Origin of the sequence: Halalkaliarchaeum sp. AArc-CO (assembly GCF_024972735.1) — an archaeon.
Taxonomy (GTDB): domain Archaea; phylum Halobacteriota; class Halobacteria; order Halobacteriales; family Haloferacaceae; genus Halalkaliarchaeum.
The window spans coordinates 2,985,194-2,997,034 of record NZ_CP087723.1 but is presented as its reverse complement, the minus strand read 5'-3'; the positions used below and the strand labels follow the sequence as shown (position 1 = coordinate 2,997,034).

Genomic DNA, 11,841 nt, shown 5'->3' with positions numbered 1-11,841 from the left:
TCGATCAACGGGTCCCAGCTACTAAACGCCGACCGTTGTTAGTCGGCGGCAACCGAGGCGTCGCTTTCGTTCCGACGCTCGACGACGAACCGTTCGAACGGTTCGGAGTACTGCATCAGCGTCGTTCCGAGGATCGCCATCACCAGCACGTAGCCGACGGCGAAGGCGTTGATGTCGGTCGCGAGCGCTTCCGGGAACGTCCCCGCCTCGGCGCCCGCAAGCGCGATCGTCGCGATGATCAGCGAGAACTCCCCGCGCGTGGTCATGCCGAGCGCGACGCGCGTGCTCCGACGATCGTCGAGATCGTACGCCTTGCCGCCGAGGAACCCGGAGACGAGCTTCGTGGGGGTCGTGACGATCACCGCCGCGGCGATGAGGCCTGCGACTCCCGCGAACAACAGCGGATCGGTGATCAGCCCGATCCAGAAGAAGAAGACGGCGGCGAAGGTGTCCCTGACCGGCTCCAGCAGGTTTTCGATCTCGTGGACGTGCCCGGTCGCCGAAAAGGCCATCCCCACGAAGAAGGCGGCGACCGCCTCGCTCACGCCGAGCGCGAGCGCCCCTCCCGCGATGAGGACGGTCACGCCGATCACCCGCAACACGACGAACTCGTTGGAATCCGTCTCGAGAACGCGGGCGAAGTAGCTGGTGCCGAAGTAGACCGCCAGTAGCAACAGCAGAATAAAGCCCATCGCGATCCCGATCGAGACTGCCGCATCGCCGAACCCGTCGCCGCCGAGTACGATCGCCGAGGCGACGGCGAGATACACCGCGATCACGAGGTCCTCGTACACGAGCGTGCCGAGCATCGGCGCGCTCTCGTCGTTCGCGATCCACCCCAGGTCGATCAGCGACTTGGTGATGATCGCCGACGAAGAGATGTAGACGATCCCCGCGGCCAGAAACGCCGCGAGCGGATCGCGAAAGAGCGCATATCCCAGGATCAGCCCGACGCCGAAGTTGATCACGAGATCGATCGTTCCGGCGGTTCCGATCTCCTGTTTGCTCTCGATGAGTCGATCGAGGTTGAACTCCAGCCCGAGGAAAAACAGCAGGAAGACGATACCCAACTCCGCACCGATCTTGACGAACTCCGTTTCGGCGACGTACGGCATGTCGAGCCGCCCCAGGACGAACGGCGACAACAGCATTCCCGACACGATATAAAAGGGGATGACGGACTGGCCCAGCCGCGTCGCGATCAGTCCCGCGATCGCGACGGCCGCAAACAGGATGCCGACCTCGAGGAGCAACAGTTCACTGGCCATTCGAGATTACCTCCTCACGTCGGTCACGCTTCACCGTCCCCATCGTCGTCGACGCTGTCGACGTCCGCGTCTCGTCCCCCACCGGTCAAAAGCTCCTCGAACGCCTCACAGTCGTCGCGGCTCCCGATGACAACCAGCGTATCGCCCGATCGAATATCGTCGTCCGACGTCGGGCTACCGATCGTCTCGCCGTCCCGTTCGATCGCGATCACGGACACGCCGGTTCGCTGGCCGATGTCGGCCGCTTCGAGGGTCTTCCCGACGAGCGGGGAGTGTTCGTCGACCGCAAACCACTCCAGAAGCGTGTCACCCCCGAGGGCGGTTTCGACGCTATCCGACTCAATCGGCTGGAAGTACGCCCCCTCCAGAACGGTTCCGACGGTCCGAGCCAGCCTGTCGGACAGTTCGAACAACTTCTCGGAGTCGGCGTCGTCGTCGGGTCTGAGGAACACTTCCCGCTTTCCGGTGTTGTGAGTGACGATCACGAGCCGCGATCCGTCGGTGAGGTCGATCTCGTGTTTCTTACCCACGCCGGGGAGATCGCTCTCGTAAATTTCCATACCGGACATACTGGCGTCCGATACATAATTGTGGGCAAACGTCGTCTCCGTTGGTCGCCTCAAAACGAGAGCGCAAACTCCACGGGGATTCCGGTCGCGAAATACACCAGTGCGATTCCGAGACATGCCGCCGGCGGGATCGTGAGGTTGTCGTCGATCACGTAGCCGGCGACGACCGGTGTCGCACCGTCTGCAACCGTCGCACCCAGCGCCCCGACCGCCGCCGCGAGCGCTCCGACGGCGACGCCCGCGGTCGACACCGTAAACGGCGCCGCCAACAAAAAGCAGAAGCCGAACGTCGCCGCCAGCACGTCGGGGGCCTTCCAGCCGCCGACTTCGCCGGAGCCCAGCATCCCGGAGAACGGGTCCCCCAGCGCGAGCATGAGCATACCGGGGACGGCGATCGACGGGACGAAGACGAACCCCACCGCAGCCATGCTCACCATGTACAGCGCGTAGCCGGCGACGCTGTCGTCCTCGTAGGGACGGGTCAGCTTTCGGTACACCCAGTGGTCGAGCCCGACGACCAGCCGCAGGTACTCGAGGACGAGTGCGACCGCGAGCGCGACTGCAAGCAGCAGCTGAACGATCCACCATGGCGCGCCCAACAGCCACAGCGCCGGCAGCCCGGCACCGGTCGCGTGAACCGTACGCCTCCCGAGTTCGAGGCTCACGGTCGATCAAGTTCGAGAGACGTCCGTTTCGACGCTCTCGTAGGCGTTCTCGAGATCGACGAACGTCCGTCCACCGGTCGACAGCGCCGACAGCTCCGCCGCGAGGGCGTCGACCGGAAGTCGCACTTGTGCGGCGGTGTCGCGCTCCCGGAGCGTGACCGTCTCTTTTCCGTCGCCTTCGATCCCGTCGCGGTCGACGGTCACGCAAAACGGCGTCCCGATCTCGTCCTGACGGCGGTATCGGCGACCGATCGATCCGGAGTCGTCGGTCGTCACCGACAGGCCCTCGGCCCTGAGCTCTGCGGAAACTTCCGCCGACAGCGACGTCAGCCGATCGTCGTTCGACACCAGGGGAAAGACGGCCACGTCCGTCGGAGCGAGCTCGGGTTCGAGCGCCAGATACGTCCGCGATTCGCCGTCGACTGCGTCCTCGCGGTAGGCGTGCTCCAGTACGGTGTAGACGATCCGCCCGACCCCGAAGGAGGGTTCGATGACGTGGGGACGTACGTGTTCGCCCGCTTCTGTCACCGTTTCGACCTCGAAGTTCGCGACGTCGGTGTCGACGGTGTACTCCTCGCCGTCGACCTCAACGGTGACTTCCTCGGAGTCGAACGCCGATGGATCGCGCCCGGCAAGCGATTCGAGGGCTGTGGCAACCTCGCCGGCATCACCGCCGAACTCGGGACCGAGCACGCTCATGTCCGGATCGACGGTCGCCCGTTCGACGGTCTTCGGTTCGTCGTACTGTCTGAAGACCGTGAACGCCTCCCCGGAGTGCTCCTCGTGTTTCCGGAGGTCGTAGTCGGACCGGGTGGAGAAGCCGGCGATCTCGATCCAGTTGCCGGCGAGTTCGGCCTCGGCGTCCCAGCAGTCGGCCGCGTAGTGGGCGCGTTCGCCGGGGAGATGCTGCCTGAAGCGGAGCCGATCGAGATCGACGCCGATCCGCCGGAACCACCGCTTCGCGAGGCCGAGGTAGTAGCCGACCCAGGCGGATTCGACCGTCCCGTCCTCGATCGCGTCACCGACTGTCACGTCGATGTAGTCGCCGTCCTCGGCCTGCTGTTCGTCGACCGGATACAGCGTCAGTTCCACGTCTGCGACCTCCCCGATCGGGGGGTCGTCGCGCTCGGGATCGACGAACTTCTCGAGTTCGGCCTGGGTGAACTCCCGGACGCGGATGATCCCGCGGCGCGGCGAGATCTCGTTGCGGTACGCCGGCCCGATCTGAGTGACGCCGAACGGAAGCTGGTTGCGGGCGTACTCTTTCAGACGGGGGAACTCGACGAAAATCCCCTGAGCGGTCTCGGGGCGAAGATACCCCGACTGGCCCGACCCGGGACCGATCGTCGTCTCGAACATCAGGTTGAACTCCTCGACGGGCTCGCCGGCGAGTTCGGCTCCACAGGTCGGACACGCGAGGTCGTGTTCGCGGATCAGCTCCTCGACTTCCGCAACCGGAAGCGACTCGGCCTCCTCGATGTCGGTCGCGTCCTCGATCAGGTGATCCGCGCGGTGGGACTCCCCGCAGGTCGCACACTCTACGAGCATGTCGTCGAAGCCGTCGAGGTGCCCCGACGCCTCGAAGACGGCCTCGGGCATCACTGTCGGCGCCTCGATCTCGCTGTTGCCCTGTCGGAGGGTAAACCGGTCGCGCCAGGCGTCCTCGAGGTTCCGCTTGAGCGCTGCGCCCTGCGGTCCGAAGGTGTAAAATCCGGCCGTGCCGCCGTAGACGCCGTTGGATCCGAAGAAAAAGCCACGCCGTTTTGCGAGTTCGGAAAGCTCCCGATCGGTCATAGGGCCTCCAGCAGGTCGACGTCTCGCACGATGCCGACGAGTTCGCCGCCGCTGACGAGCGGGATCTGTTCGATCTCGTTCGTGATCATCTCCTGAGCCGCTTCGCGTGCGGTCCGGCGCTTGCTCACGGTGACGAGCTCCTCGCTCATGAACTCCGAGACCGGCGCGGTCGGGATCTCGACGTTCCGGGTCGGGAGATAGCGGTTCCCGGTTCCCTTGATCCCCTCCCAGGCGTAGTCGGCGTCCTGGTCGGCGAAGCTGTTGCCGGTGCTTTCCTCGCCCTCGACGACGCGGGCGACCTCGAGGATGTCGACCTCGGTGACGATCCCGGCCATCTTCCCGTGTTCGTCGAGACAGACTGCATACGGAACGCGCGCGAGACCGAGCTCCCGCTCGATGGTCGGCAGCGGCGTCCCGACGTAGGCGGCGTTGACCTCCCGGGTTGCGAGGTCGCCACACGGGGTGTTGCCGTTCTCGTGGCCGCGGGCGATCGCACGGATCACGTCGGTGACGGTGACGATCCCCTTCAGCCCGAGGCTGTCGGCCTCGACGACGGGGAGCCGGCGGGCTCCCTTCTCCAGCATCACTCTTGCGGCCTCGACCAGCGTGTCCGTCGGCGTCACCGTCGGCACCTCCCGCATCAACAGCGCGAGCTGGTCCTCCTCGGGTTTGGAGATGAGGTCGTCCCGCGAGACGATCCCCCGGTACACCTCCTCGTCGCCGTCCCGCTTCACGACGGGCACCGACGAGAAACCGTGCTCCTGGATGTACGCGAGTGCGTCGTCGCGGGTCCCCGGCAGCTCGACGACGACGAGCTGCGAGCGTGGCGTCATGGCGTCTTCGATGTTCATGCGGTTCCCTATTGCGTCGTACCTCTTGTATACTGCGAAGGACTTCTCGGAGTGATCCCCCGTAAAATCCCTCGTTGTGGGGCCGAACATCGAACAAATCTCAAACGCTCTTCGAATTCAAAGCACGATCGTGTGTCGGATTTCCTCGTTTCTTCCTGTCGTTTCGACGAGTTTAAATACGCGAGTATGCTGGTTTCAACCATGACACGGGACCCCACGCCACGGGACGATTCGCAGGTGATGGCCTCCGTCGACGAGAGCGCTTCGCGCCCGTCGCTCGTCATCGCGGACATCTCCACGGAGGAGGCGTGGCTTTCGGTCCGACAGTCGGACGCGGCGGTTCTCGAGGAGTGGTGTTGAGCCGCGGTAGCCGTTCGGTCCCCCGGTCTCGCGACCGACGCGAGAACGGACGCTTTTTGGTCGGCGGCGCTGGCGTACCCCTATGAGCGACGCGGACGCCGTCGACAACGTGCTCTTCGTCGTGCTCGATACGGTGCGGGCGGACCACCTGACGCCGTACGGGTACGACCGCGAAACGACGCCGACCCTGGAGCGGTTCGCCGCGGAGTCGACCGTGTTCGAGGGGGCGGTCGCGCCCGCACCGTGGACGCTTCCGGTTCACGCCTCCCTTTTCACCGGGCTGTACCCCCACCAGCACGGCGCCGACCAGGAGACGCCGTACCTCGAGGGGGCACAAACGCTCGCGGAGACGCTATCGGCGGCGGGTTACGACACCGCGTGTTACTCCTCGAACGCGTGGATCACACCGTACACGCGGCTCACTGACGGTTTCGACGACCGAGACAACTTCTTTCAGGCGATGCCGGGTGACTTCCTGTCGGGGCCGCTGGCGCGTGCCTGGAAGCGACTCAACGACGACGACCGGCTCCGATCCGTCGCGAACCGACTCGTCGCGTTCGGCAACACGATCCACGAGTACCTGGCGTCCGGCGGGGGATCCGACTCCAAGACGCCGCGGGCGATCGATCGCGCACGGGAGTTCATCGAGAGCGCGGAGGCCGACTCGTCTGCCGGGGACCCGGGTTGGTTCGTCTTCTGTAATCTGATGGACGCACATCTGCCGTACCACCCCCCCGAGGAGTACGCCGAGCGGTTCGCGTCCGGCATCGACTCGACGTCAGTGTGCCAGAATTCGAAGGAGTACAACGCCGGCGCACGGAAGATCGATGACGAGGAATGGGAGGCGATCCGCGGGCTGTACGACGCCGAAATCGCTCACATGGACGCCGAACTCGGCCGGCTGTTCGACTGGCTCCGGGAGACCGATCGGTGGGACGACACAGCGGTCGTCGTCTGTGCGGATCATGGCGAACTCCACGGCGAACACGATCTCTACGGCCACGAGTTCGGGCTGTACGACCCACTGATCAACGTGCCACTGCTAGTGAAACATCCCGAAGTGGGGGCAGGTCGACGCGAGGACCTCGTCGAACTGCTGGATCTGTATCACACGGTTCTGGACGCGCTGGGGCTCGACCCGGAAAATGCCGATTCCCCCGGCGTCGACGAGGCAGACTCTCCCAGTAGTGGGGACGGTGTCCCGCTGGACCCGACGCGGTCGCTCCTGTCGGAGGAGTACCGGGCGTTCGACGGAGTCGACGCGCCCGATCCCGGACAGTCGGCGGTGCTCGAGCGTCGGCGGGACGGCGACGACGCCGACTACGCGTTCGTCGAGTACGCCCAGCCGGTCGTCGAACTCACCCAACTCGAGAACAAGGCGAACGCCGCCGGGATCACGCTCGACCGGAACTCCCGGTTTTACGCCCGGATGCGCGCCGCGCGGTCGACCGACGCGAAGTACGTCCGGGCCGACCGGATCCCCGACGAGGCGTACCGCATCGACCGGGATCCGGGAGAAACGCGGAACCTGGCGGGATCCGACTCCGAGTCGATCGCCGACGTCGAGGCGGCGCTCGCGTCGTTCGAGGAGGCGGCGGGCGGTCGGTGGACGGCCGAGAACGCCGACGATCCGTCGAGTGTCGGGGAGTCGGGCGTCGAGGAGATGGACGAGACGGCCCAGGAGCGGCTGCGGGATCTCGGCTATCTCGAGTGATCGGACCGCTTGGACGGGGGACAGTCACCGCAGGTCGCGTTCGGCTTCCCACGCCCGAACGAGCCCGGTCAGGGTCCGGTTGATCGGGACGTCGATGCCGTGGGCTTCCCCCCGGTCACAGACGACGCCGTTGATCGCGTCGATCTCGGTCCGGTTGCCCCGATCGACGTCCTGCCGCATCGAGGAGTGGTTCGCGGCGGTGGCGTCGGCGACTGCTTCGACTGCGTCGGCGGCCGCGCTCTCGGAGAGGGATACGCCATCAGTGCGGGCGACTTGGGCGGTCTCCCGGGCGGCCTCGCGGGAGAGATCGCCGGCAGGACCATCCACGAGTTCCCCGTTTCTCACGCGCGCCAGAGCGGTGGGCGCGTTGATCCCGGCATTGATCGCGAGCTTTTTCCACCGGCGATGCGGCATGTCGGTCGCGATCTCGACCTCGATGCCGGCGGCGTCGAACGCCTCGCCGGCCCGGTCTGCCCACGGATCCGCACCGCCGCCGTAGGCGCCGATCGCGATCGTCCCTTCGCCGGTACACTCCACGTGGCCTGGTTCCCGGAGGCGCGCACCGTACGTCGCCGTCCCCGAGAGGATCGTCGGCGGCGTGCCCTCGCGTCCTTCGCCGGCGTCGATGTTCTCTCCGGCCAGGCGAGACGCGAGAACCTCCTCGGTGAGGCCGTTCTGGAGCGAGCAAACCGCACCGTAGGAACCCGTCGCGAGCGCGTCGGCCGCGGTCTCGGTGTCGTACGCCTTCACGGTGACGACCGCGAGATCGGCACGCAGCTCGGTTCCGTCGGTCGTCGCGTCCGGGGTCGTGTGGGCGTCGACGGCGCCGGTGATCGACAGTCCCTCCTCGCGGACCGCGGCGACGTGTGGGTCCCGCCCCACCAGCGTGACGTCGTGGGCCCGGGCGAGGAGGCCTCCCACGAGGCTTCCGAGGCTGCCGGCGCCGAACACGAGGATCTCCATACCGGTGCTGCTTCGCCCGACGGCAAAAAACGATCGCGTCCGATCGTCCCCCGATGATCCCCCGATCGGCTTAGTCCTCCGCCCAGTAGTACAGTTCCTCTTTCGGCGCCTCACACGACGGACACGAGTCGGGAAGGTCACCTTCGATCTTCCCCATCTCGCCGCACTCCCAGCAGCGCCACATCACGTACGCCTTCCCGAAGATGTCCCGTGCCTCCGACAGTGGGACCGTTCCGGTCTCCTCGCGTGCGAGCACGTAAAAGCCGGCGTCGTCCAGTCCACGGACGGTTCCGAGTCCGTTTCCGTCGCCGTCGTATATTTCCTCGCCGATCTCGACGTTCGCGAGCCGGTCTTCGGTATCCTGTGACATGGTAACAACTCTGTTCCGAACCGGGTTAAAACGTGGTGCAACCTCAGACAGCTGTTGGCCCCTCCTCGCCGGTTCGGATCTGGACGGCACCGTCGACGGGGAGCACGAACACCTTTCCATCCCCGGGTTCTCCGGTCGAGGCGGCTTCGTGGATCGCGGTCACGACGTCGTCGACGGGGGCGTCCGCGACGACACACTCGATTTTGACCTTCTCGTGGAGGTCGACGGTGTACTCTTCGCCGCGCCACTGACCCGTCTTCGCCGGCTGCGATCCCCGACCCGAGACCCGAGTCACCGTAAGCGAGGGGGCACCGGCCTCCGCGAGCGCGTGCTTTACGTCCGCAAGTTTGGCCGGCCGAACGATCGCCATCACGAGCTTGATGCCGTCGTCGGAGCTTTCGTCCGTAGCGGTCCCCCCGTCGGTTCTGACTTCCGTGGCGTCGGTGGAGCGAGCCCGCACCGCCCGACCACCGTCGGCAGCGAGATCGGGTTTGCCGAACTCCGGGTATGTGTCGACGCCGTGTTCGGAGACGTCGAGGCCCTCGCGTTCGTGTGCCGGCGACACCCGTGCCTGTCCGACCGCCCTGAACGCGCCGAAGACAGCCGCGGTCGCGCCGACGGTCCAGCCCGCGATCACGGCGACGCCGACGACCTGCGAGACCAGCAGGCTCGTCGAAAAGCCGCCGACGTGAACGAACGGTAACGCGAGCACGCCGAGTGCGCCTGCAGAGCCGTGGACCGGAAACACCGCACAGACGTCGTCGATTTTCATCCGGTCGGTGACGAACTCGAAGACGAACGGCAGCTGGAGGCCCGCAAGCAGCGCCACGAGCATCGCGCCCCACCAGGTGACGACGTCTGCGATGCCGGTGACGGCCACCAGCCCCGCGAGCAGGCCGTTCGCGACGTACAGGGTGTCGACTTTCCCGGTGAGGTACAGCGCCGCGATGGACGCGCCGATGGCGCCCATCGCCATCCCGACGGTCGTCGCGAGCGCGACCCGTCCCACCACCGCGTAGCCGTCGAGGACGAGTTCGCCTCCCTCGACTGCGAACACGGTGGCGGTGGTGCCGACGTTGAAGCCGTACCAGCCGAACGCCAGGATCAGCGTTCCCAGCACCGCAAACGTCATCGAGTGGCCCGGAACCACGTTCGTCGAGCCGTCCTCGGCGTAGCGGTCCAGACGCGGGCCGATCACGTACGCGGCGGTGAGCCCGGCGATGCCCCCCATCCCGTGGACGATCATGCCGCCGGCGAAATCGTGAAAGCCGAGCGCGTCGAGGAACCCGCCCGCCCAGGTGAAGCCGACCACGACCGGGTAGATAATCGCCGCCAGAAGCAGCGTGTACCCGACGTACGCCCGAAGCCTGGCGCGCCCGGCGACGGCCCCGGAGACGATCGTGGCAGCGGTCATCGCGAAAACTGCCCCGAACAGCCACTCGTTGATCCACGCGCCGTCGGCTGCGGTCATCACGGCCGTGAGGTCGCCGGCACTGTAGGACCCCCCGCCGGTGAGTCCGCCGGCGATCGCTTCGATCCCGAACCCCACGAAGAAGTAGGCGACGATGCCGACGCTCCAGGTGAGCAGGTTCTTCGTGAGCTGGTTGGCCACGTTCTTCGCGCGCACCTGACCGGATTCCAGCATGGCGAACCCGGCGTGCATGAAGAAGATCAAAAAGCAGGCGAGCGCGACCCACAGCAGATTGACTCCGTCGGCCAGCACCGTGGGGTCGACGGTCACGAGTATCCCTCACTTATAACCAAATATTCAGTGTGTTTGTCCATGCTATTCTCGAATAGTTGTTCGATCATCGTCCGAATCACGGTTTCCCGTCCGGAATCGGATGTATATAAACGCTCGGTACACGAACGGAACTTTTCACCGTAATAATACTACGAACGTCATATATAAGGACATATCCAATATGTATAAGGAAATATTCCGCGGCAGCATTTGGCAATTGTTGCATTAAAATTGGACGTACGTCGAGTGCTTCTCGGCTGATTTCGGGGGAATCGCTCGCGCGCATCTCGCCCTCGCCTGCTCTTATAACAGTAAATTAATAGTTGGTGTCGAACAGTAACCCCCTAAAAACCGGTATTCAAGCGCTAATTTACAAACACTGGTGAAATATAACATTTTAATCAATAAGATATAACATCTCTGGCTGCTTGTGGATTGTTATCATGTCGAACCCAGGTGCGGAGACGTTCGAAGAGATCCCGTTCCCCGAGCTCGTGCGGAAGTCGGCGCTGGCGATCGCGCAAGGGCAGATGGCGCTGGACCTCAACTCGGTGCGGACCGCCCAGACGCTCGCGGACATGAAACTCGACGCGGGTTCGGTGGTGTTGAGCATCATCGAGGAGCTGGACCAGGACGGCAACGTCGTCGATTTCGAGACGGTGACGAACGACACCGAGCTCTCCCTGCTCGCGTATGGGATCACGCCGACGTTTTACGAGTTCTCGGAGACGGAGATCGATATGCGGTTCTGGGTTCGGTGGTACGACCACACCCGGGAGGTCGACCGGACGTCGACGTACGAACAGTCGATGCGGTCGAGTTACGAGGAGTCTGAAAAGAAGTTCGGCGGGGGTGGCGGCGCCGCACTGGATCTGGGGATCTTCAAGATCGGCGGACGGGCGGGTGGAAGCACCCAGAGCGCCTCGGGGGAGCGCGAGACGGAGATCGCGGTCAAACGCCACAGCGAGTACCACAGCAAGGTGTACGGCCTCGACGCGAGCGCTTCATGCCGACTCAAGACCCGGCTCGTTCCCAAGGAAGCGCCGGATCGGGCCGTTCCGACGATCGTTCGGCAGTCGGCGTCGGAGTGATCTCGATCCATGGATCAGTGGCTCTCTAGACCGCTGGGGGAGGTCGTGGAAGGCGTCTCCAGGGCGGTTGCGGACGGACAACTCGCGCTCGACGATCACTCGATCGAGGCCACGAGAGCTATCGAGGAGGCCGAGGGGCTGGAGGGGGCGGTCGATCCACCGTGGTTCCGGTTCACGGAGGTCGAGGCGGACGTTACGGTCGCGCTTTCGATACACGGCCGGGAGCTTCGAGACCGACACCGACGTCGACGCGTCGAAAGGGGCGAGACCGGCGAGGACCAGGAGGCCGATCGCAAGCGCGGTTACCGGGAGTTCCTCGCGGCGGCGCCGTACGGGCCACACCTCACCTCGCGATACGGCTACGACGTGAACGCCACGAGTCGGGTCCGGTTCCGGATCGCTCCGGTGCCGCCGACGGACGAACGGTGAGGTCGTGGCGATCATGAACGGGA

Annotated in this window: 12 protein-coding genes; 4 read left to right on the top strand and 8 right to left on the bottom strand. The window is 65.2% G+C overall.

Annotation, left to right across the window (positions count from 1 at the left end; all coding sequences use genetic code 11):
- Positions 1-38: 38 nt before the first annotated feature.
- The 5 genes from AArcCO_RS15775 to AArcCO_RS15755 are packed head-to-tail and all read right to left on the bottom strand — an operon-like array spanning position 39 to position 5,147.
- Complete coding sequence (locus AArcCO_RS15775) at positions 39-1,268, bottom strand: cation:proton antiporter (RefSeq protein WP_345780870.1); 1,230 nt, start codon at positions 1,266-1,268, stop codon at positions 39-41.
- Positions 1,269-1,291: 23 nt separating this feature from the next.
- The gene (locus AArcCO_RS15770) at positions 1,292-1,828 is read right to left on the bottom strand and encodes a cation:proton antiporter regulatory subunit (protein ID WP_259534436.1); all 537 of its coding nucleotides are present in this window, start codon (positions 1,826-1,828) and stop codon (positions 1,292-1,294) included.
- A 59-nt stretch (positions 1,829-1,887) separates the two neighbouring features.
- Positions 1,888-2,502: a dolichol kinase gene (locus AArcCO_RS15765; protein ID WP_259534435.1), complete on the bottom strand. Its 615-nt coding sequence runs from the start codon at positions 2,500-2,502 to the stop codon at positions 1,888-1,890.
- Positions 2,503-2,508: 6 nt separating this feature from the next.
- The gene (glyS, locus tag AArcCO_RS15760) at positions 2,509-4,296 is read right to left on the bottom strand and encodes a glycine--tRNA ligase (protein ID WP_259534434.1); all 1,788 of its coding nucleotides are present in this window, start codon (positions 4,294-4,296) and stop codon (positions 2,509-2,511) included.
- Positions 4,293-5,147, bottom strand: coding sequence for a CBS domain-containing protein (locus AArcCO_RS15755; RefSeq protein WP_259534433.1), 855 nt, complete (start codon positions 5,145-5,147; stop codon positions 4,293-4,295). Before AArcCO_RS15755 ends, glyS begins: the two co-directional genes overlap by 4 nt.
- 201 nt (positions 5,148-5,348) lie before the next feature.
- Here AArcCO_RS15755 and AArcCO_RS15750 point away from each other — a divergent pair, with 201 nt between their 5' ends.
- Together AArcCO_RS15750 and AArcCO_RS15745 are read left to right on the top strand one after the other, a co-directional pair.
- Entirely contained in the window at positions 5,349-5,507 is a 159-nt protein-coding gene (locus AArcCO_RS15750) for a DUF7556 family protein (RefSeq protein ID WP_193588482.1), read from the top strand.
- 82 nt (positions 5,508-5,589) lie between these two features.
- Complete coding sequence (locus AArcCO_RS15745; RefSeq protein WP_259534432.1) at positions 5,590-7,221, top strand: sulfatase; 1,632 nt, start codon at positions 5,590-5,592, stop codon at positions 7,219-7,221.
- Positions 7,222-7,245: 24 nt separating this feature from the next.
- On the opposite strand, the gene AArcCO_RS15740 is transcribed toward AArcCO_RS15745, so the two are convergent.
- The 3 genes from AArcCO_RS15740 to AArcCO_RS15730 form a co-directional block, all read right to left on the bottom strand.
- Positions 7,246-8,184, bottom strand: a complete 939-nt coding sequence (locus AArcCO_RS15740) for a ketopantoate reductase family protein (protein ID WP_259534431.1) — start codon at positions 8,182-8,184, stop codon at positions 7,246-7,248.
- A gap of 70 nt (positions 8,185-8,254) precedes the next feature.
- Positions 8,255-8,554, bottom strand: a complete 300-nt coding sequence (locus AArcCO_RS15735; protein WP_259534430.1) for a DUF7130 family rubredoxin-like protein — start codon at positions 8,552-8,554, stop codon at positions 8,255-8,257.
- 43 nt (positions 8,555-8,597) lie between these two features.
- Positions 8,598-10,295 (bottom strand): ammonium transporter, encoded by a 1,698-nt coding sequence (locus tag AArcCO_RS15730; protein ID WP_345780869.1) that lies wholly within the window; start codon positions 10,293-10,295, stop codon positions 8,598-8,600.
- A gap of 446 nt (positions 10,296-10,741) precedes the next feature.
- On the opposite strand from AArcCO_RS15730, the gene AArcCO_RS15725 reads away from it, so the two are divergent.
- Entirely contained in the window at positions 10,742-11,389 is a 648-nt protein-coding gene (locus AArcCO_RS15725) for a hypothetical protein (RefSeq protein ID WP_259534429.1), read from the top strand.
- A gap of 9 nt (positions 11,390-11,398) precedes the next feature.
- Positions 11,399-11,818 carry a hypothetical protein gene (locus tag AArcCO_RS15720; protein WP_259534428.1) on the top strand — a complete coding sequence of 140 codons (420 nt, stop codon included), beginning with the start codon at positions 11,399-11,401 and terminating at the stop codon, positions 11,816-11,818.
- Positions 11,819-11,841: the final 23 nt, after the last annotated feature.

What these genes read in the sequence shown, in the direction of transcription:
- AArcCO_RS15775 (WP_345780870.1), bottom strand. Translation starts at nt 1,268, where the DNA reads ATGGCCAGTGAACTGTTGCTCCTCGAGGTCGGCATCCTGTTTGCGGCC.
- AArcCO_RS15770 (WP_259534436.1), bottom strand. Translation starts at nt 1,828, where the DNA reads ATGGAAATTTACGAGAGCGATCTCCCCGGCGTGGGTAAGAAACACGAG.
- glyS (WP_259534434.1), bottom strand. Translation starts at nt 4,296, where the DNA reads ATGACCGATCGGGAGCTTTCCGAACTCGCAAAACGGCGTGGCTTTTTC.
- AArcCO_RS15755 (WP_259534433.1), bottom strand. Translation starts at nt 5,147, where the DNA reads ATGAACATCGAAGACGCCATGACGCCACGCTCGCAGCTCGTCGTCGTC.
- AArcCO_RS15750 (WP_193588482.1), top strand. Translation starts at nt 5,349, where the DNA reads ATGACACGGGACCCCACGCCACGGGACGATTCGCAGGTGATGGCCTCC.
- AArcCO_RS15745 (WP_259534432.1), top strand. Translation starts at nt 5,590, where the DNA reads ATGAGCGACGCGGACGCCGTCGACAACGTGCTCTTCGTCGTGCTCGAT.
- AArcCO_RS15740 (WP_259534431.1), bottom strand. Translation starts at nt 8,184, where the DNA reads ATGGAGATCCTCGTGTTCGGCGCCGGCAGCCTCGGAAGCCTCGTGGGA.
- AArcCO_RS15735 (WP_259534430.1), bottom strand. Translation starts at nt 8,554, where the DNA reads ATGTCACAGGATACCGAAGACCGGCTCGCGAACGTCGAGATCGGCGAG.
- AArcCO_RS15725 (WP_259534429.1), top strand. Translation starts at nt 10,742, where the DNA reads ATGTCGAACCCAGGTGCGGAGACGTTCGAAGAGATCCCGTTCCCCGAG.
- AArcCO_RS15720 (WP_259534428.1), top strand. Translation starts at nt 11,399, where the DNA reads ATGGATCAGTGGCTCTCTAGACCGCTGGGGGAGGTCGTGGAAGGCGTC.